The following is a 23,798-nucleotide window of genomic DNA, read 5'->3' as shown; positions in this document are numbered from 1 at the left end:
TATCATGAAGAAACACTATATATGGCTCCCTTTAATGGCGAGCTTGAATGCCTACGGACAGACAGAAAGTCAAAATGATTCTTTACAGACAGATAAAATTTCAGAGATTAATGGCATCGTAATAAAAGGGAGTAAAGCCGTTTTTCAGCAAAAAGCTGATAAAATGATCTTTAATGTAGAGAATAGTGTGTTGTCTGGTGGTACCACTGTTTTGGAATTGCTTGGCAAAACACCCGGCGTGGTAGTTTCGCAAGAAGGTGAACTCTCATTACGGGGCAAAAAAGGAGTAAGTGTAATGATCAACGGTAAGCTCAGCTCGCTATCAGCAAAGGAACTTGCCAACCTGTTGCGTTCTACCAATTCCACACTGGTAAAAAATATTGAAATAATTGCCAATCCTTCCTCTAAATACGATGCTGCGGGAAATGCCGGCATCATTAATATTGTACTGAAAAAAAGCTCATCAGAAGGGCTGAGTGGCAACTATTACCTGAACGGAGGAAGAGGCCGCAAAAACAGGGTAAATACAGGATTAAGCCTGAACTATACTCATCGTAAACTCTCTCTACACGGAGATTACAGCTATACTTTTCGTGGTGAAGAAGAAAAACGGGACTTTAGTCAGATTTTCTTCGATGAAAAACAACCTCAGCAAATGACCCGGAAAACAGATCAGAATTCAATGACCAATGAGCCTTTAACTTCTAATAATTTTAAATTTGGCGCTGATTATACTTTCAATGACAAAACAACTATTGGTGCTTTATTTGATGCTAAAATAGGTCGATATGAAGATTTTTCGAAAGGGGAAAACAGGATATTTCAGCCGATAGATAACCTGTTCGCTCATGTACTCTCAGATAATAAAAGCAAGGAAAACTGGTACGATTATACCTATAATCTGAAGGGGACACACATTTTCAACGATAAGGATTATAAGGTAGATGTGGATCTGGAATACGAAACTTCAAGTTTCTCTTCTCGCCAGAATCAGATTTCAGATGCATTGGTGAATTTGGGAACAGAGAAATTCAACAACAGAAGAGGCAGCATTGCTTCCCGCCTGAAAGTTTTTAATGCTAAGGTAGACTTTACGTTGCCTTTTAGCGAAATGCACAATCTGGAAACAGGTTTGAAATCTACTATAAAGTCTAATAACAATCCTTCAGAGTATTTTATACAGCAGGATAATGAATGGATTAATGATAATAAAGCAAGTAATGAATATGCATACAAAGAGCAGATACATGCATTGTATGCCAATTACAAACTTAATCTGACGAAATGGACATTCCAACTGGGACTAAGAACCGAAATAACCCATACGAATATCAACCAGAAAACTTCTCAGGAACAACGAAAAAGAGATTATACAAACCTTTTCCCAAGTGCATCAGTCAAATATCAGATGAATGATCAACATGGATTCTATGCCTCATACAGTAAAAGAATCAACAGACCAAGTCACTTTGATTTGAATCCGTTCCGTTTTTATGATGACCCTTTCAACTACTGGCAAGGAAATCCGAATCTGAATCCGGAATTTACGCACGCAACAGAATTGGGATATACCTGGGGAAAATACATTATTGCATCGGCTTATTTTAGTGTTACAAACGATGTAATGACGGAAGTATACAACTATCAGCCAGACACAGGAATCCTGGTAAAAACTCAGGACAATCTAAACAAATCTTATGTATATGGTGCCAATATTACAGCTACTACAAAGCTTTTCAAATGGTGGTCGCTTACTTCTATGCTGAATGTATTTAACAATGAATATAAGGGCAATTATCAGAATTACTCAGTCAACAGTTCACAACTGTCATTTACATTGAACGCACAAAATAGCTTTAACATTGCAAAAGGATTGAAGGCAGAGGCTAATGGACAGTATTTTTCGAAATCTAATATTGGTTTGTTTATCCGAGATGCTTATTTTGACCTGACATTGGGCGTTTCTAAAACATTATTAAAGGATAAAGCAACCGTAAAACTTGCAGTGACAGACTTATTAAAGACCAATAATTACCGTGTTACAGGGAATAACTTCAGCTCTACCATCCGGCAAAAATACAATCTGGACAGCCGGGTGGTAACGCTGTCATTCAATTATAAACTTTAATCAAGGCCAAATTATAGAAATGAAAGCTCTTAGCCAGCTTACAATAACTGATTTAACAAAAAGCGGTTCTCAAATTTTTTGAGAACCGCTTTTTAATCAAATAAATATTCTATATTTCTATAAAATTTATCTGCTATACTCAGTCATATAATTTATCGAAACGGGCAAATCCGGAAATACTATTGGGAAGCTTCATTCCCTTAGTTACTTTATCTGTTTGCTGATCATAAATCCAAACATAGTTTCCTCCTTTACTGGCATTGACAGCGATGTATAATTTGCTGTTCTGAACAAACATCCCCTGTTCATAAGGTTCATCTCCCGGCAATTCGCCCAGAACCCTTACCAACTGCTTGGTTTCGATATCTATAATAGCATATCGGCCATTGTAGCTGTCTCCTAATGCCGGATCGCGGTACAGAACTACCATTTTATTATTACCAATATAATCGATAACTGTTTCCAGAGACTTGCCCCCCACAAGGCTGGTAAGATTGATATGATATCCTGGATCAGGCATAGTTGCTCCTTTAAGAGCCCTAAAAAGGAAAATATCACTTGTCCCTGCTCCTGCACGTGGAAAACAGGTATAATAAAAAGCTTCTTTATCTTTTGTAAAAGTAGTTTTGAAATAAGGAGAACCATTGGCTATACCAGAGCTTCGGTTATCCGTTATAGAGTTTTTTACTTTGAAGGTGTTATAATCTATTACAGCAAAATTGTAATATTCAGGAGTGAGCCATTTACCATTTCGGAAGCTGTACTGCAGATAGATCTGCCCATCCATATAAGTCATAGCACCCAGCGAATAGAAATTATAATCATTTGGGAAAGGCTGAAATCCTTCGATCTCGCCCTGACGGATAATACTAAGGTCAGCAGCATTGAAAACAGTATAGCGTACGTGCTGACCATCCCCTGTATCTCCTACAATCACCAAAGTATTGTCATCTATCCAAACATAGCTGGCAATATCACTGATATAGGTATAAGGCACTTCTTTTACAGTCGTCAGCCTATCCTGTGTATATTTAAATTTTTTGAAAATACCCTGATCGGTTTTATAGTTGTAGATAAAGCCATTTTTTACAATGTAGGAGTAGGTTCCTTTGGAATTAATTTCATCTCCTTCTTTGGTAATATCCATTTCGCCCTTTGTAAGGTCGTTGGTAGCCGTCATGTAATGTACAGTATTGGGCCAGCTTCCGAGAGCGGAAAGCAAAAAATATTTATAGTCTTTTTCACCGCTTTCAGAGTCACCGAAACCAGGTTCGCGTTCACAGCTAAAAATGGTAAAACATGCAAGTATTAAAAGTATACTGTTTTTGAAATATTGTGTCATGGTCTTTTTTACTTAAGTAGATATCTGAATTTTAAATAGAAAGCACGTCCCTGCTTCTGAAGTTTGAAGTTGTCATAAGCCAGTGCATCCCCAACGTTACTTACATCGAACGCCAAATTATATCTTCCGTTCTTCATAGAATAGCTTATCCCTATATTGTGAAGGGTCTGTCTTGGAATAATCGGAATGTTTCGTGGATTTCCATAAGATTTCCAGTTTTTGTAGAACCATTCTGTCATCTGTAATCCATAGTAAAGCTCTATCCTGCTATCTTTCTGAAACCAGTCGTCTTTACCAAGGCTTACATTTACATTTCCAAATAGCCAAGGCTGGTTGGGAACATCCTTTTTGTAAGTAGCCGAAACGACATCTTCACTGTTGTTGGTAAATTTTGTATTGTCATAAGCTTTGTTGTAGCTCACATTCATTAGCACATTCAGGAGTCTTTTGTATTGATAACTCATTTCTCCTTCCAGTCCGCGTGTAAAGATATTAGACAGGTTTTCATATTTGAAAGTACTGTTATATAAGTTGGGAACAGTAAAAATGAAATCCTTTGTATCACGAATGTATCCCGTTCCTTCTATGCGGAAAGCATGCTGCCCCCAATGGTGACCATAGTAAAACCCTACGTTGACATTATTACTGGTTTCAGGCTTCAGGTTCATATTGCTGGTTATTGCTACTCCGTCTCCAAAAATTTCCTGTGGTTCAACCAAACGATAAGAACGTTCAAAAGATCCTTTTATTCCCAATTCTTTTGTGATTTTCACAGTGGTAGCGAAGCCGTAGCCCCAGCTGCTAAAATGATCCTTTGCCGGATTATCGGTTCTGGTCACAGGATCGAAAACCATTTTCTGAAGTCCTACCTGATAGTATTTAGCAAAGAAAATGTTTGTCCAATGCTTATTGAAAAACTCCTGTTGATATGCCATAGACAAGATCTGCTTGGTCATCTTCGCCGGAGGTACATTCTTTTTTTCCTCTTCAAGTTGATTGAATGTTGTATTTTTAAGATAGTCTAGTACATAATTGAAGATAAGTTTATGATGTTCAATTATTTTGTAAGTTGCCCCTAGCTGTGAGTAAAGACGATCTTCATACTGCATGATGATCGTTCTTCCCCCTTTTTCACTGGTAGCAGAGGGTTCAAAAGTGTTATCCCAGCTATATTTACGCATAAGCGTATCTGTTGCTTTCTGAACGCTTTTTGAGAAACCTGCATACACATTCACATCCAGATGATCATTGAATAGACCTGTTTTTTTATACTTCATAAAGTAATTATGAGCCTCTCCATTTTGCTTTACCCCACCATATACTACTTCCTGATTAGAACCTGTCTGTATCTGTTTATCAAAAACTGATTGTGACATTCCGACAAAGAAAGAGTCTGCCCAGCTTTTGTTTTCCAATCCTACCTCTGCCATCCCAAAAATAGATTGATATCTGTCATTAAAACGTTTCAGGTCTTTTAGCTCATATTCGTTTCTAGCAGCATTCCAGATTTTCATATCTTTCATTAGATAGTCGTTATCCGAATGGTTATAAAAACTGTTTAGACGCATAATGACTCCAGTTTTTTCATCTTTAAACTGTCCATTCAGATTGATACGCTGTGTATTAAAAGAACCTAGACTAATGCTTGCATCCAGGTAATTTTTGCTGCTTGACGGTGTAATAATATTGACGGCTCCGCCCATTGCATCTGTACTCAGATGGATAGGAACTACCCCTTTATAAATCTCAACACGGTCTGCCATATTTACAGGCAATGTACTCAGGTCAACTCCTTTTCCAAGCATTTCCAACGGAACGCCATCTATAAAAAATTTCACAGCTTTACCAGACATTCCGTTGATAGAAAAATTATAATCGGAACCTATACCCCCTTGTTGGCGGACTTTAATTCCTGTGGTTCTGTTCAGAACTTGATTAAGATCTGCCGTGGTATTGGCCAATTTAGCAACATCAATAGCATTAACAGTAAAAGCACCGTCTTGCAGTGCTTTTACTTTACCTTTGCCGTGTACTACAACTTCTTGCACAACCGCATTATCCTCAGTCAACTGAATATTTACCGGAGATACTTCGCTACCGAAGTTTATTTTCTTTTTGAGTTTTTTGTACCCATCAAGGCTGAAAACTAATATAGCTTCTCCTTTCCTGTAGCTAATTCTGAAATTTCCGTTTTGATCGGTTTTTGTGTTTATTTTTGTGTTTTCAACAAAAATGTTTACTCCAGCTAATCCCTGAATTGTGTTATTTTTTACAGTTCCCTGAACCGTAAAATTAGCATCTTGTGCTTTAATGAGGGAAATTGTGTGAGTAAAAATAAGAAAGATAAAAATACGTTGATACAATTTCATTATTTATAATTATTATAAATAACAAAATTAAATGTTGCTAAGTAACTAGCCAAAGAAAAAGACTATTATTTTTAATTATTCTAATTAAAATAATGAAAAAAAATCACGTTAATTTATAAATCATTCATATTCAAATAGAAAAATAGATCACAAATATTAAATGTTGATGGAGTTAGCATCATAATTTATTTATTCTCCGAAAGATTTTGATTTCATTTTTTCTCTTGGAAGAAATAACTGGAAAGTTTGTTAATACTGCTGACTATTACTATTTACCCTTCAGGAACTTACTTAGGAGAATATCCACTCCAGCTATCTCTGATAAGCTGATGAACATCTGACAGCTTATAATATAATTTGCCACTAATGGTATAATAAGGTATTCTTCCCGAAGATCGGTATCGTTGAAGCGTTCTGCTGCTGATTTTAAGAATCTGTAGTACATCTTGATTATCTATAAGTTCTTCTCCGTCAATGCTTCTTTTTTGATTGCTTTTATCTTTGATATGCTCACTCAAAATATTGAAACGTTCCATGATTCGTTCCATCCATATCAAAAATTCTGATCTGTCAATATTCATAACCTTTGTATTTTATGTTCAATACAAATTTTAGTAAATACCAGGAATTTTTATCGTTAGATTATAGGTAGTACCGAACGATTGTTTCGTATGGGCCTCCAGGATGGACATTAATTTTAAAAGTCTATTTCATTTTTCACGGAGTGAATTTTTTATGTATATTATTAAGTAGGGTCTTCGTCAAATAATTTATCCAGATTAGTACTGAGCAGTTCCAAAAAGCGTTTTTTATTATATTTTCTGTTCTTTATTTCACCAAGAGTTTTATAAACATTCCCCAGTGTAAGACCCAGATTTCTTTCCGTTTGGCGTACAATTTCACTAAAATCAACATTCCCTGCATTAAAACACTGCGAGAGATAAAGTGCATATAGGAGTTCCAGAAGGGCTACTTTTGAAGAAGTCCACTGTAATGATGAGTATTTATTAAAGGTGGTAAAATGATATCCTTCTGATTCTTTAATGCATTTTACTAAATAACTTTCCAATGCATCATGAGCTATAAAAACGGCAATCTTATGATCGTGGGTGGTTGTAAAGTTTTGATCTAAATCATAAAGATTGGAGGACAGTTTCATTTTTAGGTCATATGCACATCTGGTAAAATATTTATAGTCAAGATACGTTGCATTTCTCCTGTAATAATCATAAAAATCATGTTGTTCGGATTGATAATTTTTAATTTTCAATAATTCAGCGTTGTAGTATTTACGGTGGTTTTTGCTTCCTGCGGATGGTTTGGAAGTTTCAATTTCCAGGAGTTTTGAATAGTAAATAAATTTTGAAATAAAAAAGGGTTTATAGTGTTTAAAAAACTGGACTTCATCTGCAATGCTTTCCAAGGCAGTCTCTTTAAAAACCTTCTTAATATTGTGGATGGCATGATCAATTTTCATCAATGACTGCTCCGACAGAAAAATAACATTCATCTCATTTTTGCTCAGTACGTTCAGTTCATTTTCCAATTCCCTTTGCATCTGCTCAATTTTTCTAAAAAATGTTTTTGCTACCATATTCTTTTTTCAGAAAATTACAAAGATTACCTGACAGCTTCTACTCGATCTTCAGCTCCTTTTTTCTTTTACGGATGAAATCCGTTGGCCTTACACCATTAGCCAGATAAAATAAATCTGAAAAGTGCTGTCTTGTTGAGATCCCTGCTTCCTGCGCCAGAGCCTCAATAGTATAAAGAAGATATTTTTTTTCTGAGTTAAGTAAATGAGTTATATAAGAAATTCTAAGATCGTTGATATAGGTTTTAAAATTTTTTCCTTTATTTTCATTAATAAATGTAGAAAGATAATAGGTATTTGTATTCATTTTTGAAGCCAGAATACTCAAGCTTAATCCTTTTTGTATAAAACCATTTTTTACCTCAAAATTCAAAAGCTTCTGATCAAGTTCTTGATATAGTGGTTCAGGGAGACTTGTTTTCAATGCATCTGAATCCGTTTTTTTTCTTTCAATTCCCAAAGTTTTATATTCTCTGTTGTTAAGTCTGTCCTGGAGTAATAAATATTTCATTTTGATATTCTGCTCCCGTCTGTACCTTACTGCGGCTAAGAACAGTAATGATACCGCCAGTGTAATCAGTATCCAGACATATACCATTCTTCTGCTGCTCATTTTTTCCAGATTACTTTTACTTTCCAGCAGTAATCTGGTATCATATTCCCTGTGGATTCTGGAGGATAAAAAAGTATAATCTTTACCGATAATCTTATCAACCTTTAATAACTGATTAGTATAATAGAGCTGTTTATCTACATCTTTCTTTTCTGAATAATAGGTGATAAGATCTTCATATGCAGGTCTAACTTCAGGAAATATAAATGCGTGTTTATTAAAAATTGAATCTACTTTCTGAAGATATGATATGCCAGTATGTTCATCCTGAATCATGTGATTTTTTCCCAAATAATAATAAATTACAGATAGCCATGAAAAATCATTTGATTTTATCATTTCTTTCAATGCTCCTTTTAAATCATGAATACTGCCATTATAATTTTTACGAGAATATTCTAAAATTCCACGACATTTAAGCAGATAACTTTTTTCCAATACAAAATCATCATCCTCATTAAGATTTCTCAATCCTTTATCAAGAAGATCTTCCGCTAATTGGTACTGTTTCAGATTCAGATAGCAAATAATCATCTGATGAATGGAGTTATAGTATCCTCTCTTAAAGTTGAAGATAATATTGGGATGATTTTTTTCTTGGCTTTTCCCTTCAAAAAATACAGTGCATTGATGAAATAATTCCAACGCCTCCTCATAAAAACCCAGATAACTTTTTACCACCCCCATATGATAAATTATTTTTTGACGTAAGTACTCATCATCACTACTTTTTGAATATTGGTAAGCTTTGAGATATTCTGCAAGAGCCGGTTCAAATTTTTTAAGATTAAAGTAATAAAAGATCCCTTTACCCAGATAAGCATCGCTGATCAGCGCAGGCTGTTTCGATTTCAGAGCTGCAACTATAGTACTGTCTGCATAGGCAAGCTTTCTGGTGTCAGAGGGACTGAAATAGACTGCATATTTATATGCCTCGGAAAGCCTCACAAAATCCGATTCTTTCTTTGCTTTTGCGATAAACCTATTTAAGGATGCAAACGCTGAAGAATCATTCTTTTTGAGATGTACATACTGATTTCTCAATCCAACATAATTTTCCATACTTTCTTTAGCACGAAGATCAGTGATTGAAAAAAACAGCAGGAGAATAATAAAATGTGAGGCTGTCATGGTGATTTGTTTTTAGCTCAAAGAATCAAATTTAGACAAAAAAAGACAACTGCTGCCATATAACAATCTAAATTACAATAATATATATCAGCCACCTCCAATACAGCACTTATAAATTGATTTACCCTCTTTTTTACCCGTCGTCATTTATAAATGATGACGTCTTTTTTTGAAAAGCAAGCCCAACATCAATTTTTTCAAACCTTCTTTCAAAATACCTTTGGCTTAAGAATTCTAAGAAAGCACCCCTACCGGTCGGGAATAACTTAAATCAAAATCAATATGAAAAAGTATATTCCTATTATAATTTTATTGCTCGTATGCATACTAGTTTTTAGTTGCAGACAAAATGATAGTATGGAGGATGAGTCTTTGTCCCCTGAGATCCATCACAGTGAATACACTGAAGGTTTTTCCTCAAAACAACAAGATACCTTAAAAAAAGAAAAAGACCCACCATCAGATCCACCCATAAAAGACACCCATGATTGGCGGATATCTGAAAATACCCCTTAAAAATTAAGCTATGATTCTCCATCACTCATCTCTGATCTGCAAAACAGGCTTACCATGCCCTCAAAGCGGCATTTGGGAAAGTATGGGGAATTTTAAAACCACCTGTACTATTTCCCGAGGTTCTAAGATGCCTTATTACTGTGGTGAAAAAGTACAATGGGTCCTGATAAGAGCTTTATAAATAAAAAAATTATACCATGAAAAGATCATCAATACTCGTCAGCATCATAAGCTATTTTTTTGTTCTGTTATTTGTGTATGCTGCTATCAGCAAAATCCTTGAATTTGAAAATTTTCAGGTTCAGATCGCTCAGTCTCCTTTGCTTACTGCTTTTGCGGGCTTCACCTCATACAGTGTAATTTTTGCAGAATTTATTATTGCCTTATTTCTGCTGGTTCCAAAGCTCCGCTTAGCTGGCTTATACTCATCTTTAGGCATTATGACGGCCTTCACTGCTTATATCTACATTATTCTTAATTACAGTGATTTTATTCCCTGCTCCTGTGGAGGGATTTTAGAAAAAATGAGTTGGTCTGAGCATTTACTGTTTAATATTATGTGTATACTTATTTCATTAACAGCGGTGATCATCTCTGAAAAACAGAAGCGCACGGGAATCTTTACATATACTTTATATGCGGGTATTTGCATTCTGGCTTCGTGTTTTCTCGTTATCATTCTCTTCGTACAATCTGAACGTATTATCAAAAAAGAAAATAATTTCACCCGCAAGTTCCTCCCTAATTACCTAATTATAAAGGAGAAGAGAGTGCTGGATCATGACCATTATTACTTTGCGGGAAAAGATAATCAGGGGGTGTACCTGGGAAGTCGCAGTACTCCTCTTATTCTCACAAAAACTGATTATAAACTCAAGGGTATTGCCCCTATTAAAATTACTACTGATCAGAGTAATCACCCTTTTAAGAATTTACGGATCACGGTCAAAGAACCTTATTATTATTTGTATGATGGAACGGTTCCTATCATTTACAGGGGCAGATTAAATAACCATTATGCCAGTACGATCAGTAAGGGTGACGCTTTCTTTTCACAATTGTCTGTCATAGATTCCATGAACTTCATCATCCGCACTCAGGACAGCAGAACTCATGAGTATGAGATTGCGCGTCTTGATCTTAATGAAAATAATAAAGTGATTTTATTTCCCTCTATCCTTGAGAAGCAGATTGACGGTATTTTTGATTGTGACGGCAGCCTTGTCGAAAACACACAGCGTAGGGATGAATTTATGTATACCTATTTCTACCGGAATCAGCTGATCACCATGAGCGGAAACCTACGTAAGATAAAACGACAGACTACTATTGATCCCACTTCCAGAGCACAGATAAATATCACTACGCTCTCAAACGGAACCCATATGATGGAAGCTCCCCCACTGAGGGTTAATCTCCATACTGCATTATATGGAAATCATGCCTATAATGTGTCCTCATTACCCGGAAAGTATGAACCCACCAGAACTCGTAAAGGAAGAAAAGCAGTAGATATATACAGAATAGACCGGAATGAATATACGGGAAGCTTTTATCTTCCAGAGCAAAAGATTAATGATATCATGGTGACTGAGCATGGTCTGTACATCCTATCAGGAAAACAATTAATAAGATATCAATTTAGAAAACCATTACAAGGGGAAGCCGAAAACCTTACATCAGAGTAGGCATCACAAAATTCTTTTTATTATGAAAAAGTTAATGATTCCTGCTGCTTTAGTATTACTGGGCACAGGCGCTGCCTTTGCCACTAAAGCAGCAAACACGAACAAAAGTACGGTCATCCCAACCTACCGTATGGATCCTGAATCCGGATTATGTGTACAGGTGGGCCAGGAATGCAGTACCCTTCAGAATGTGGTCTGCAGATGGACTGCAGATGGTGTAACCCCACTTCACAGTGCTCCCAGCAGCCCAACAGAGTGCGGCAGTGTGTTATTCAAACCTTAATGTATGTTAATAGTGGCTGTTAAAACACACCACTCTAGTAAAGAGCACAGCTGATCATTATTATCAGCTGTGCTTGTTTTTATTTGTGACATGAGGATGCCATAAACCAGTTTAAATTTTAGAAGGATGTTTAACAATATATTTGCACCGAATTAAAGATTAAGGATATATGTAATAAGTTTTAAAATAAACACGCACAAACATTTTATCTAAAGCATACTAATGCTTGTATATTCTAATGGTATGGAACCATCTTTTGTTACATTAATTGTTCTATATACTTTATTTGCTTTAAGAAATCCAATTACATGAGTGCCCTAATGTATATGGTATCCATCATCAGTATGCTTCATTTCTTTATCAATCCAGGGAATCTCTGTTTTCCCTTTTAAAAAATAGTCCCACCAGTCCAGTATTTTAGTATTTAAATCCTTGGCCTCTCTGGAACCTATTCCCAGATCATGACCACCCTTAGGGTATTGTAAATTTATAACCTGTTTATTACTTCTTTTCAAAGCGATATAAAATTCCATAGTCTGTTCAGGTACAACATTTCTATCTTTTAGACCTGTCCACAGTAATACCGGTGCATTCACCTTTTCGGCATTGAGAACCGGGCTGCCTTTCAGATAGAGCTCTTTATCTTCAAAAAAGGATCGTCCTATGTCATATTGCCCTGTCTCCAACTGCCAATAATGGGGACTGGAATAATTTGTGTTGTATGAGAAGTATGAACTTATCAGGTCACTTACTCCAGATCCTGAGATAAAGGCCGAAAAAGACCTTGTATGAGTAGCTATAAAATTCGTAAGATAACTGCCAAATGAATGTCCCATTAATCCCAATTTCCCAATTTTAATAGGATAATGATGTAATGCTGCCAGAGACTGTTCCACGCAACTTAACCCTGACCATCCCGGAGAACCATTCTCAGTAACACAATCCGGGAGATATACAAAATATCCACTTTCCAACAATGTCCGAATGTTAAAACCTACTTCATCGTATCTGGGCAGCAGATACAATTGGGCTTTATCCGACTGCTTTTGATAGATATGGACAATAAGAGGATATTCCCTGTCAGGTTGATAATGCATAGGATAGTACAAAATCCCTTTTAACGGTATACCTGATATGGTAGTGTATGAAACGATTTGTTGTTTTATCAATTTTGCCTTTGGATCAGATAAGGCAGCATCAAAGAGAAGATTCCGCTTTTTTGTGTTGGTTTCCACCCTCCAGAGCCTGGGAGGTACATTGTAATTCTCTTCCAACACGATCATTTTCTTTCTATTGGCACTAAAATGTGCTGCTGTTACATTCTGATGTGAAGTATAGAGCATGATTTCTTTTTCATTTCTGAAACGGTAATAAGATACTCCCCCTTTTTCAGTATCGCTGACTTTAAGGAGCAACCCTTCCTTGTCATCCACTAAATTCTGATAAAAATTATATCCGGTGCAGAGCGGGTTCTGTTTCCCTCCAAGAATCTCGACCTTGCCTCCTTTCTCAAACCTATAAGCTTTTAAAATCTCTTTTTCCAGATTGTATATCCATAATCCATTTTCACTTTCAAAATAAATCATTTTGGAATCCTTACTGAAATAGGGCTTTTTCAATCCTTTACCGGTAATTGTACGTTTTTCTAAAGTTTCGACGTTCATAATCTGCCATCCTACCTTAGAATCCATAAACAAAATCAGGCGGCCATCCTTTGAGCTGATCAGATTGGGGCTGACTATTCCTATCGGGGTTCTTGCCCCTGTATGTTGATCATAAATAGAGATAAAGAGGTCCGCCATATGATGTATATAGTCCTGTAATCTGTCACTTTCAAAAACTACGAAATAACGATCGTTTCCTATTGAACTTAGTATTTCTTTTTCTTTTGTATGAAAAAAAACTGTTTTTTTGTTTACCGCATTCCATATCCAATACTTTCTTGAAGGTTTTCTTCCCCATTCCCTACTTTCAAGATCCCGGTCACTTCCATACCATATCTCCACGTCTTTCTCAGGATATGAGATATACTGCACTGCTTCAATCATACAGGATATACCTTCCCCGATCTCCCTAAAGATAAAGAAGTCGGCTTTCATATCCTGTTCTCCTAAGGGGTAAGACCAGATTTCAGTAAAAGTATTCATGACTATAAGATTACGAAGTCCTGTGGTCTCTGATTTTTTATACACGATAAGATACCTTCCGGAATCAGTGAGTTCGATACGCTCGGCAGAGTCCAGAGATAGGAGTTTTTTAAATTCCAGCCCATCAAACTTAAGGATATCAAATCCATTCTCTGTCTTTTTCTGTATAAAAAGATTACCCTTAGTATCTGTATTATAAGTGGCTACCCCTGCCAGCTGATTTAAAAGCTTACCTTCTGCATTATATATCTGCAATTCTCCCTGTATAGTTAAGATACAGTATCCATCTGAAGACCAGATGCCTGCCTTTTTCACCTGCTGATATTCATTTCTTTGGGTTGTGTTAAGATTCAGCCATACTGTTTTACTCCCTGCTGAAAGCATAGCATAATGTCCGAAATACACCCTACCTATGGAAGCCTTTTCTGTTATTTTAGGCAGTCTCCGTTTATCATGAGTATCAAAAATAAGCAGACTGTCATTATTCTGATACACTTTCCTCAGCGTTACCCATCTTCCATCCTGAGAAACGGTTCCTCCTTCCACTGCATAAAACTTTGATATCCATGTATCCAGAGTGTCTCCAGACATCTTCTGGCCTGAAAACTGAGCTTTCATCAACCAGAAAATAAGAATAAAAAAAAGTTTCATCATCCATCTAGTACCCATTATTCTGTGGTTTAATATTGACATTCAGAAGAAGTTCTTTCTGTGGTAAAGGCCAAACCTTGTGATTCTCTTTCCAATTCGGTTTTACGGTGGTGAGTGTATTGAGGCGTCCTATCCTTTTAAGATCCATAAAGCGGTGTCCCGCTTCACAAAAAAACTCTTTACGGTATTCAGCAAGTATTTCACTCAGGGCCATTTCCTTTGAGGTCAGAACTGTTAATGGCGAAAGTCCTGCCCGTACTCTGGTAAAGTTGATATACGATGCTGCCTCTGTCAGTTTATTTTGCATCACCAATACTTCTGCCAGATTAAGGTAGACTTCCTCAATTCTGAATACGACAGAATACTCGGTTGGGTTCGTTGTCCTATTCTTGTACTTATCAGCTCTGTACCATGTATTCTGACCTACGGTTACCGGTACTGTCCAGTTCTGCTTTCTTTTGTCAAACGAAGCAAAAGAACTCACAAGGTCATTATTTAAAGCATACAATGTGGGAGCAGCACCAGAAAAGTAATAGGTTTGGACCTCACTGGTAGGATCATTATTATTTTTCGGTTTTAGCTGCCATAAGATATGAGTTCCAGACTTTTGAAAAACTTTGGTAATATCAGATTCAAAAGTATAAAGAGAACTTGAAGATATTGTCTTTAAGATATCCTCTGCCTGACTCCATTTTTCCTCAAGCATATAAGTTTTGGCCAGTATAAGCTGTGCCACCTTACGGTTAGGGAAAATCCTTTCTGCATTCCTGTAATCATCCGCCAACAGCCCTGATGCTGCCTCCAGATCAACCTCCAATTGGGAGAGCACCTGAGAAGCAGATGTTTTACCAAGAGACTGGTTAATTTTATAATCTGTAGTTAAGGGCATTGGTATATCACCGAATACCTGCTGAAGATAAAAAAAGAGGATGGACCTCACTAAAAGAGCTTCCCCTTTAATCCTATTTTTATCTGACTGTGGCAGTGATTTTGAATTTTCCAGTCCTTTTATAATGGCATTGGCCATATAGACCTGCTTATAGGCTGATGACCAGTACATATATATGGCGGCGTTCGATGCAATCTGGAGATTATTATAAACATCCAGTGCTCCGCTGCTTTCTCCTGATGTATAATAGCATACCAGATCATCCGTATAGCTTCCCAACAGAACTCCACTTCCCTGTGTCCCGCCTGATAATGGCGAGCTGTCCCATATATTGGCATAGAGCCCGGCCAATGCAGCATCTGCAGTCTGTACATTTTCAAATACCTGCGCTGCATCCAGCTGATCCGAAGGAGGATCTGCTTCGAGCATATTTTCGCAGGCTCCCAATATGCCTAGGAGTATCAGTAAAGCGGTGATATTTCTTATAGATATCATTATAATTGGTTTCATGATTTTTGTTTTAAAAGTTAATCTGTGTACCGAAAGAATAGGTTTTCAGTGGAGGAAGAAAACCTCCTACTGTAAACTCAGGATCCATTCCAAAATACTTCGTCCATGTCAGGAGATTCTGTCCCTGAAAATATATTTTAACCGTTTTAAGGACTGTACTTTTCAATGGTAAGGTATAGGTCAGCTGAATATTTTTAAGCCTTATAAATGAGGCATCTGAAACACTTGCCGTACTGCTTCGGAAATTATTCTGTGCCGTATTCTGATCTCCTACCGTACCGGTACTGTAAGGCATATAAGTTCCTGAAGGGTTCTGAGGCGACCATACATCCAGTACCCCTACAGGCTGGTTAAACATTCCTCCCGGCAAAGGCATTGTACTGTTATAATTAAGATTTCTCTGTTTTACAAACTGAAACAGAAAGGAAAAATCCCAGTTCCTGTACTGCAGGGTATTGCTCCAGCCTCCAAAATAACGGACACCTATATTTTCCACCACCTTATTATCTTCGGGAGCTGTTATCTTACCATCACCATTAAAATCCTTAAAACGGTAAAGCCCTGTGGCAGGATCAATACCTTCCAGCTGATATAACCTTACGATCGAAACAGGCTGCCCAACAATAAATGTGTTTTCATAGGGAGATCCTTCAAGCCCAGGAAATGAGAGCAGTTTATTTTTTGGAATGCTTATATTAAATCCTGATGACCATTTTAACAGCTCCCCGGAAATGGGTCTTGCATTCAGCTCTATTTCCCAGCCTTTATTTTCCACTACGGCATTCATATTGGCCAGTACAGAGGTAAACCCGGTAATTGCTGGAAGCTGATAGCCTACCAGCTGATTGGAACTCGTATTACGATACCATGAAACTGACATATTCAGGCGGTTCTTCAAGAATCCAAGCTCCAATGCCGTTTCCAGCTTACGGGTTTTCTCCCAGCTGAAGTCAGGATTATAAAGTCGTGAGGGAATCAGTCCTGTCACTGAATTATAAATATAAGTTGACACGGAGAAATTATCCAGATACTGATAATCTCCGATATTATCACTTCCTGTAATCCCATAGCTTCCTCTCAATTTCCCAAAGCTCAGCCATGAACTGTCTTTAAAAAAAGGTTCCTCAGAAAACAGCCATGCTCCTCCCAACGCTCCAAAGGATGCCACCTTACGGTTTTCCCCAAAGCGGCTGCTCCCGTCACGTCTTCCTGTAATATTGAGTATATACCTGTTTTTATACTGATAGTTCAGTCTTCCGAATACGGCTGCATACCTGTACTGGGTGGTCACCTGATCAGCAATGGTTTTGGTTTGTGCAGCTCCGATATTCTGTAATAAGGCATTGCTTGCAAAACCACTTCCCCGCATTGATTCCCTGCTATTTTCCTCCACCTGTATACTCGCTCCCAGCAATGCTGTCAGCTCATGTCCTCCTCTTTTCAGGGTCCACTCTAACTGTGGTTCTGCGATATAGGAAAAGCGGTTATTGTTACTTTTTGAAGAACTTGAATAAAAGCTTGACTGTCCTGTCACAAAGGAAGGATTATAAATGGTATTGGGTCGAAGTGACCATTCTTCAAAAGCGGTGTAATTAATACCTCCGTTTAACTTAACCACCGTATGGGGAAGCAGCTCATACTGAGCATTAAGGCTGCTTATGAATTGTATGTTCTTATTCTGATAAGAACTGTTGTATACGGCTACCGGATTGGTAAAAGTATTATTTTCCCAGTTCAGACTGCCATCAGGTTTATACAGCTCCGGAGCATTTGGTGCCAGCAGCAGTGATTTCTGGGTAATATCTTCATTGACCACATTATTTTTCTGAAAGGAAAACTGATTGGCAAACGTCATTTGGAATTTCCTGTCTTTAGAACGGTGTGACAGATTCCCAGAAAGGGTATGGCTCACATATTTAAAATCCTTTTCAAACACCGTAGCCTGTTCATTTCTTCCCAGACTGATCAGAAAACTGGTCGTCTCACTTCCCCCTTTCAGCGACAGCTGAGTGGATGAAGAAGCGGCCCAGTTTCCAATCAGCTTCTCAGACCAGTTTGTATACCGATCCTGAGACCATTTCCCATTGATATCATATGCATTGGCCGGATAGGCAGAGATTCCATCATTCGCATAGGCCTGTTTCCGCATTCCCAGATACTGTCCTGTATTCATCATAGTAAGCCCAATCATGGCCTTACTTATCCCGTAATTGGTGGTAAGGCTCAGCTCCGTTTTCCCGGATTTCCCACTTTTCGTCGTCACCAGTACGACTCCATTCGCTCCCCTTGAGCCGTATATCGCTGTAGCATCCGCATCCTTTAAGATCTCAATACTTTCAATATCATTAGGATTGATGGCATTTAACGGATTAATAACCCGCAAAGGAATAACGAGAGTTGAAAACTCAGACTTCATATCCCCTCCTACAGGCACCCCATCAATCACATATAAAGGCTGATTCCCATCAATCTCACTATTTGAAGAGGTTCTCAGGCTATTCCTTCCCCGGATCTGAATATCAAAACCACCTCCCGGCATTCCTCCACTCTGGGTAATGCTTACTCCGGCCATTCTCCCCTGCACTGCTCCCAGTACGTTTCCTACCGGCTGATTCCCAATATCCTTTGCTGAAACCTTCGCAATACTCCCCGTCCGTTCTTTATCCCGAACTTTATAATACCCCGCATTCAGCACAATCTCCCCAATTCCCGTTACCAAAGCCTTATCCGTACCCCTATCAGAACCTTTATCATCAATCTCAGAATCCCATTCAAGCGAAACATTGATCACGCTCCTGTCCACTTCATTATTTCCATTTCCCTTGCTCCATTCTTCTCCTTCCTCCTTACCTCTATCTCCCACCTTCACTCTCTTCACCAGGTACCCAGCATACCTGAACACCAGTACCGCACTCTTCCCTGAAACCTGTATCCGATAGGCTCCTGAACTTCCCGTTAATACTATCTGATCCTTTCCTTCCTGAAATACCGAAACCCCGCTTAAAGCACCTGATTTCCCTGTGACAGTACCTGAAATTTCACGTACCTGTCCTATTGCGGTGCAAGACACCAGCAATGCTAACGCAAAAGCCATTTGAACATGACCCAGGCTGCAAAAGTTTTTTTTCATACTTTTGAATAAGTTTAATTTATTAGACAATGCTCTTTCCTGCCAAGCGGTCAACTTACAGGGAAAGGGCTTTTCTTTTTATCTTCTCTATTTCTATGGTTATTATACCCTACATATCTATTACTTCGTATTTATTCTATTAATTATAATGATCCATCATTCCTTTCCTCTTCACACTCCTTCCATACAGCACCTAATCATCTTAAAAATGGACCAGGAACAAAAGCCCAACTGAGGTAACAGCAAAACCTACTGTCCCAGTCCATCAAAAAAAAATTAACTTGAAAATATGAATAAAATTTGTGTTCCCGTGAAAGCCCTAAAGCCGCAATGGATTGTACACCCCATTGTAAAGTATCAGTATACCTCTATTTTGTAAAGCGGGCTTAGAATAAAAAGATAATTGTAGAAAAGCAGAACTGCATAAAATAAAAAACGGCATGGGACTCTACAATATCCGCTTTTGAGGCACTGGTATACCTTACGTACGGATAAGAGAGCCCACGCCTAGGTCGTGAGCTTCCTGCTTATCTTCTCGTACGTTAAAAATTACCAGTTTCCAAAAGCGAGATTCTAAGCAATAGCTTCTAATATTTCGTTGAAGTATCGCAAAGTTACATTTATTGTAACTTATTGTACAAATATAATGATATTTTTCAATATTGGGATATATCCCAATAATATTATTATTTAAATATTGCATTTTGCTTTAAACATTAGCAAGTATGGATATTAATAAAGACCTGAGAATTCATATTGGAAAGCAAATTTCAGTATTACGCACGAAAAAGAAACTTACTCAACAAGATTTAGAATTTTTTACAGGAATTGATACGGCTGATATCAGTAAATATGAATCAGGAAAAATAAATTTAACGCTAAGAACAATTTTAAAATTCGCAACAGCCTTGCAAGTCCACCCAAAAGAATTATTTGATTTCGAATTTGACATTACACAATACAAAGTTGAGAATTAATTCTAAGAATAGTTAGAATTTTCAATTTATCAATTAAATAGGAAAATAGTCTTTAAAGATACAATACATTAATAATAAAACATTTAAACAAATATTGTATCTTCATCAATGATAAAATCTGAAGTCTTAACCAATAAAATAAGATTTTATTAATCTACAATATTATATTTAAATACAAATTTGTAAACTCCTTAGAATTAACCTAAAATCATGGGAACAGTATTGTTAATATTAGGAATTACATCAATATTATCAGGATTTGGAATACTCTATTGGATAAAACGCAGAAAGTTCAATAGACGGAATTCTGGTGGATTAGAAGGTTTTTCAAGTTATAACAAATCCATATTTGTCAGATTAATAGAATGGACAGGAAGATGGCTTGCTATTATTTTATTAGTTGTTGGAATATTATTCTTATGGCGGCATTATAGACATAAACAACAAAAAGAAAACAAATCATCTAATTATGTAGGATTGTACGTTAATATTTACGTATAACATTTGAGAAACAAATCTTATTAATATGTGGTCATTACATATAAATCTACTCTTTGTTTTCAATTATTATATCTCTTTTAGCTTATTTCTTTCATAAGCAATGAATATATTATTATTAAAAAGCTTATTGTCCCTGATTATCTTAATAACATCGTCTTGCAAAACTTCGGATGAAATTAATTTTTCAAGTTTTCGTATTGCGGAGCTTGGCATACCAAATTCATATAAAATAGTCAAATTTTCTCTTAAAAAATCATTTTCTATTAAACTCGCAAAGTAATTGTAATTGCCAGGACGAAGTCCTGTTTCTAAACAGACAAATTTTTGTAATGAATCAATTACTGCTAACCATTTGGGAACTTTATATTCAAACCAATGTTTTAATGTTTGAAAACTTTGTCTAATAGCTTCATCCCTTATTTCAGAATCAGGAAGATCCTTAAATTTTGACAATGTCTTGAAATATTCAAATGTGCTCTCTACTAAATTCCAAATACTCTGATTGAAACCATAGATTTGAGTAACAGTTATAAGTGCTTTCAAAGTCATGGGCCTTACTGTTTCAGCTGGCTTTAATAAATTTTCCCATGCTAATGTTAGTACGTATGTTAATTGTTCCTTAGTTGGATATCTATTCCAAGCTATTAAATGATATTGAGTATTTAAGTCATTTCTTAATTGATTAATGATATTCTTCTGTCCAAAAACTTGGACACCATTATCCCTGATAATGTTTCTTTCATTTTCAGGAATTTGTTTAATTGCTTTATATTGATCAGATAATTTGTCTATAACTTCTTCATCGTCCAAATTAATTAATATTTCATCGGAGATTGGGTTTTGCTCATAAAAAGGAATATCTATGGTAACCTGCTCATTCGGAGGAACTGGATTGAAATTATATACTGTTCCTGTATAATGCATCATTAAACGGCCTGCACGGCCTTTAATGTTGGAATAATCAAAGTAGTCTATCTTTGTGTTAGTTCCTTTGGTACTGTCAAAAAAAACTATATTTTTAGCACTGGTATTTACACCTTCAATAATTGTTGTTGTACAAAACAGATAGTTTAATAAACCAGTATTAAAATAGTCAATAATTGTTGTTGTAATATGTCTTTGCAGTGCACCATCATGGATTCCAACCCTGTATTTTAATAAATCAATCATACTCCAGTCAGTAGATATATTTTCTTCAATCCACTTAATAATATCTAGACCTTCATTTTCCTTTTGGATGTTTTTAGAAATCAGATAAGAATAAAATCTTTTTGAAAGGTATCTTACTCGTGATGGTGATGAACAATAAATAATTGATTGTTGATGTTGATTTTCTAATAACAAATCAAATAAAACTTGTTCTTTATATTCTTTATACTTTCTGGGCATGTCAAATTTTTCCTTATGTTCAGAATAAATGTCAACACTTTTAATATCAACCAAAGAAGATTTTGTTTTGTAAAATATTGCATTAAATTTCTCTTCAAAGCCTTTAGATATTCGATCAATATTAGGTCCAAGTAAATAAAATTTACTATTATAAGTTTTCAAAATAAAATGTAAAGCATTGTTTAATGAGTCTGCTCTTTCATCATCTCTTTTCGAACTCAACTTATAAAATTCATCCACTATTATTAAATCAATATGCTGGAAATCTTTATATTCGTTAACTCTTTCTGCTGTAAAAAGATAAATATTACCTTTTTCTATAGATGAATCTTGGGATGTCCTTACAATCAATTTATATTTTTGATCATATTTTTTTAATTTTCTCCTAGTTTCATCAAGTAGAGCTAATGTAGGTTGAATTATTATTATATTCTTAAATTTATGAGATGCTATAAATTCTTCAATTAACAAGCTCTTTCCAAAACTAGTTGGTGCACTAACAATTACATTTTTATCAGTATTTAATAACGATAGTAAATGTTTTTGATCTTCGTGCAAAAATTTGTTTAAATTATCTGAATAATGATACATTTCTCTAATAAGAGAGTCCGTAGAATCTAATTCAAAGTTCTCTTTTTTTATGTAAGGATAAAATCCAACAGCTTCAATTAAATCTACTAGTATTTGATTTAAGCTTGGGTCAAATTTCTCTTTAGACTCTAGAATATTAACTAATAATTTTTGAGCAACCTCTTCTTCTTCAATTATTAGCTCAGAACAAAGTTTGTATATCAAAAAAGTTTCTTCAAAATTAAATTGCTCTTTAGATGTTATGTCAGTAAGTAAATCTTCAATCATTCCCCTAATTGTTGCATTAACGAAAGTTTTGTATGTAAGCCCTTCACAAGCTCTATTTTATTTTGAACAGGAAATAGAACAAGTATGATGTTAAGTTTTGTTTTTAATGGATGATTATTATTCTCATCAAAATACTTTTTAAGTTCTCTCATTTCTTCTATATACTCATTAACAAAAGAATCGCTATTTTCATCATAATGTGATGTAAACAAATTACAAGTATATGTACAAAGTAATGGGATATTAATTGATTCCAATTGGTCAACTAGTTTTGTTGATTTATTCATTAAATCGACCCAATAATCTTTTTCAGGTATGTTATCAAAGTGTTTCAATTTTTTTGATATAATCAAAAATTCAGAATTTAAATAATCACTTTTAAAGTGTTCTTCTATATCTTTAATTAAAGCCCTAATACCAGCCTTACCATCTTTATAAAGTTTTGATTCTCCTAACCAAAGTGATTTTGTATTTGGGTCAATATGAACAGCATCAAATCCATGTACTGTATGACCAAATGAATCTTTAAAATAAACTTTTGACAATAATGGAAGCGTATTATAGAAATCCCTCAGTAATAAATGAAGAATCAATTCACCAAACTCACCTCTTCTCAAATACTTATCCTCAACATCATCACCAAGACCCTCTCCGTCTTGACACAGATCTTTTACTTTTTGAAATGCATCAATTTTATAAATTGATTGGGCTGCTTCAATTAATTTAGGTAAAATTTCAGTATTTTCAGTACTTTCGCCCTCATGAAATCCAAAAGCAAATTCGTGGATCACATGCGTCAATTTTTCAATTAATGGTTTAATCCTATACTGGATCTCTCCTGTATCATTAATGTCAAATCCGACAAAAAAAGTACTAAGCTCAGTTTCATTAATTTTGTGTGTAATTATTTTTTGTGAATTAAATGGAGTCACTGATTATTAAGTTTCTCTAAATATACAAAACTTTTAAATTAAATCTTTTACGGGAAACCATAAAGATGCTTTCATATACTACTATCTTAGAAAATGTCCCGAAACATCTTGATCATGAAAACCCATTTTATTTGAAACAACAGTAAAAGA

The 23,798-nt window shown here is 35.9% G+C and carries 16 protein-coding genes; 6 read left to right on the top strand and 10 right to left on the bottom strand.

All coding sequences use genetic code 11. The features are described 5' to 3' along the window. The first annotated feature begins 4 nt into the window (after positions 1-4). Positions 5-2,128, top strand: a complete 2,124-nt coding sequence (locus ACQ76T_RS06345; protein ID WP_431342483.1) for a TonB-dependent receptor domain-containing protein — start codon at positions 5-7, stop codon at positions 2,126-2,128. Positions 2,129-2,267: 139 nt separating this feature from the next. Here the strand turns inward: ACQ76T_RS06345 and ACQ76T_RS06340 are convergent, their stop codons facing one another. The 5 genes from ACQ76T_RS06340 to ACQ76T_RS06320 all read right to left on the bottom strand — a co-directional run bounded on the left by ACQ76T_RS06340 (position 2,268) and on the right by ACQ76T_RS06320 (position 9,177). Then, positions 2,268-3,470, bottom strand: coding sequence for a hypothetical protein (locus ACQ76T_RS06340; RefSeq protein WP_431342482.1), 1,203 nt, complete (start codon positions 3,468-3,470; stop codon positions 2,268-2,270). Positions 3,471-3,478: 8 nt separating this feature from the next. Next, positions 3,479-5,839 carry a TonB-dependent receptor gene (locus ACQ76T_RS06335; protein WP_431342481.1) on the bottom strand — a complete coding sequence of 787 codons (2,361 nt, stop codon included), beginning with the start codon at positions 5,837-5,839 and terminating at the stop codon, positions 3,479-3,481. A gap of 287 nt (positions 5,840-6,126) precedes the next feature. After that, a complete protein-coding gene (locus tag ACQ76T_RS06330; RefSeq protein WP_431342480.1) occupies positions 6,127-6,420 on the bottom strand; it encodes a helix-turn-helix domain-containing protein in 294 nt (97 codons plus the stop codon). Between the two features lie 164 nt (positions 6,421-6,584). Next, entirely contained in the window at positions 6,585-7,397 is an 813-nt protein-coding gene (locus tag ACQ76T_RS06325) for an RteC domain-containing protein (RefSeq protein WP_431342479.1), read from the bottom strand. Positions 7,398-7,473: 76 nt separating this feature from the next. Beyond that, the gene (locus tag ACQ76T_RS06320) at positions 7,474-9,177 is read right to left on the bottom strand and encodes a helix-turn-helix domain-containing protein (protein WP_431342478.1); all 1,704 of its coding nucleotides are present in this window, start codon (positions 9,175-9,177) and stop codon (positions 7,474-7,476) included. A 526-nt stretch (positions 9,178-9,703) separates the two neighbouring features. Between ACQ76T_RS06320 and ACQ76T_RS06315 the strand changes: the two genes are divergently transcribed. The 3 genes from ACQ76T_RS06315 to ACQ76T_RS06305 are packed head-to-tail and all read left to right on the top strand — an operon-like array spanning position 9,704 to position 11,664. Continuing rightward, positions 9,704-9,874 carry a hypothetical protein gene (locus ACQ76T_RS06315; protein ID WP_431342477.1) on the top strand — a complete coding sequence of 57 codons (171 nt, stop codon included), beginning with the start codon at positions 9,704-9,706 and terminating at the stop codon, positions 9,872-9,874. Between the two features lie 16 nt (positions 9,875-9,890). Next, entirely contained in the window at positions 9,891-11,381 is a 1,491-nt protein-coding gene (locus tag ACQ76T_RS06310) for a MauE/DoxX family redox-associated membrane protein (protein WP_431342476.1), read from the top strand. Positions 11,382-11,403: 22 nt separating this feature from the next. Continuing rightward, entirely contained in the window at positions 11,404-11,664 is a 261-nt protein-coding gene (locus ACQ76T_RS06305; protein WP_431342475.1) for a DUF6520 family protein, read from the top strand. Between the two features lie 317 nt (positions 11,665-11,981). On the opposite strand, the gene ACQ76T_RS06300 is transcribed toward ACQ76T_RS06305, so the two are convergent. From ACQ76T_RS06300 to ACQ76T_RS06290, 3 genes are read right to left on the bottom strand one after another with little or no spacing between them, the layout of a single operon-like run. Beyond that, entirely contained in the window at positions 11,982-14,504 is a 2,523-nt protein-coding gene (locus ACQ76T_RS06300; protein WP_431342474.1) for a prolyl oligopeptidase family serine peptidase, read from the bottom strand. Beyond that, positions 14,470-15,861, bottom strand: a complete 1,392-nt coding sequence (locus ACQ76T_RS06295) for a RagB/SusD family nutrient uptake outer membrane protein (protein ID WP_431342473.1) — start codon at positions 15,859-15,861, stop codon at positions 14,470-14,472. Before ACQ76T_RS06295 ends, ACQ76T_RS06300 begins: the two co-directional genes overlap by 35 nt. A gap of 10 nt (positions 15,862-15,871) precedes the next feature. Further along, complete coding sequence (locus tag ACQ76T_RS06290) at positions 15,872-18,991, bottom strand: SusC/RagA family TonB-linked outer membrane protein (RefSeq protein ID WP_431342472.1); 3,120 nt, start codon at positions 18,989-18,991, stop codon at positions 15,872-15,874. Positions 18,992-19,716: 725 nt separating this feature from the next. Here ACQ76T_RS06290 and ACQ76T_RS06285 point away from each other — a divergent pair. Next, positions 19,717-19,968 (top strand): helix-turn-helix domain-containing protein, encoded by a 252-nt coding sequence (locus ACQ76T_RS06285; RefSeq protein ID WP_431342471.1) that lies wholly within the window; start codon positions 19,717-19,719, stop codon positions 19,966-19,968. Between the two features lie 210 nt (positions 19,969-20,178). Further along, positions 20,179-20,469 carry a hypothetical protein gene (locus tag ACQ76T_RS06280; protein WP_431342470.1) on the top strand — a complete coding sequence of 97 codons (291 nt, stop codon included), beginning with the start codon at positions 20,179-20,181 and terminating at the stop codon, positions 20,467-20,469. A 66-nt stretch (positions 20,470-20,535) separates the two neighbouring features. Here ACQ76T_RS06280 and ACQ76T_RS06275 read toward each other — a convergent pair whose 3' ends face one another. Further along, on the bottom strand, positions 20,536-22,716 hold the full coding sequence (locus ACQ76T_RS06275; RefSeq protein ID WP_431342469.1) for a DEAD/DEAH box helicase: 2,181 nt from the start codon (positions 22,714-22,716) through the stop codon (positions 20,536-20,538). Continuing rightward, positions 22,713-23,648 (bottom strand): HamA C-terminal domain-containing protein, encoded by a 936-nt coding sequence (locus tag ACQ76T_RS06270; RefSeq protein ID WP_431342468.1) that lies wholly within the window; start codon positions 23,646-23,648, stop codon positions 22,713-22,715. Before ACQ76T_RS06270 ends, ACQ76T_RS06275 begins: the two co-directional genes overlap by 4 nt. Positions 23,649-23,798 lie beyond the last annotated feature (150 nt).

Origin of the sequence: Chryseobacterium sp. JK1, assembly GCF_050632815.1 — a bacterium.
GTDB lineage: Bacteria > Bacteroidota > Bacteroidia > Flavobacteriales > Weeksellaceae > Chryseobacterium.
This window is presented reverse-complemented; position numbering and strand designations above follow the sequence as displayed.

What these genes read in the sequence shown, in the direction of transcription:
- ACQ76T_RS06345 (WP_431342483.1), top strand. Translation starts at nt 5, where the DNA reads ATGAAGAAACACTATATATGGCTCCCTTTAATGGCGAGCTTGAATGCC.
- ACQ76T_RS06340 (WP_431342482.1), bottom strand. Translation starts at nt 3,470, where the DNA reads ATGACACAATATTTCAAAAACAGTATACTTTTAATACTTGCATGTTTT.
- ACQ76T_RS06335 (WP_431342481.1), bottom strand. Translation starts at nt 5,839, where the DNA reads ATGAAATTGTATCAACGTATTTTTATCTTTCTTATTTTTACTCACACA.
- ACQ76T_RS06330 (WP_431342480.1), bottom strand. Translation starts at nt 6,420, where the DNA reads ATGAATATTGACAGATCAGAATTTTTGATATGGATGGAACGAATCATG.
- ACQ76T_RS06325 (WP_431342479.1), bottom strand. Translation starts at nt 7,397, where the DNA reads ATGCAAAGGGAATTGGAAAATGAACTGAACGTACTGAGCAAAAATGAG.
- ACQ76T_RS06320 (WP_431342478.1), bottom strand. Translation starts at nt 9,177, where the DNA reads ATGACAGCCTCACATTTTATTATTCTCCTGCTGTTTTTTTCAATCACT.
- ACQ76T_RS06315 (WP_431342477.1), top strand. Translation starts at nt 9,704, where the DNA reads ATGATTCTCCATCACTCATCTCTGATCTGCAAAACAGGCTTACCATGC.
- ACQ76T_RS06310 (WP_431342476.1), top strand. Translation starts at nt 9,891, where the DNA reads ATGAAAAGATCATCAATACTCGTCAGCATCATAAGCTATTTTTTTGTT.
- ACQ76T_RS06305 (WP_431342475.1), top strand. Translation starts at nt 11,404, where the DNA reads ATGAAAAAGTTAATGATTCCTGCTGCTTTAGTATTACTGGGCACAGGC.
- ACQ76T_RS06300 (WP_431342474.1), bottom strand. Translation starts at nt 14,504, where the DNA reads ATGTCAATATTAAACCACAGAATAATGGGTACTAGATGGATGATGAAA.
- ACQ76T_RS06295 (WP_431342473.1), bottom strand. Translation starts at nt 15,861, where the DNA reads ATGAAACCAATTATAATGATATCTATAAGAAATATCACCGCTTTACTG.
- ACQ76T_RS06290 (WP_431342472.1), bottom strand. Translation starts at nt 18,991, where the DNA reads ATGAAAAAAAACTTTTGCAGCCTGGGTCATGTTCAAATGGCTTTTGCG.
- ACQ76T_RS06285 (WP_431342471.1), top strand. Translation starts at nt 19,717, where the DNA reads ATGGATATTAATAAAGACCTGAGAATTCATATTGGAAAGCAAATTTCA.
- ACQ76T_RS06280 (WP_431342470.1), top strand. Translation starts at nt 20,179, where the DNA reads ATGGGAACAGTATTGTTAATATTAGGAATTACATCAATATTATCAGGA.
- ACQ76T_RS06275 (WP_431342469.1), bottom strand. Translation starts at nt 22,716, where the DNA reads ATGATTGAAGATTTACTTACTGACATAACATCTAAAGAGCAATTTAAT.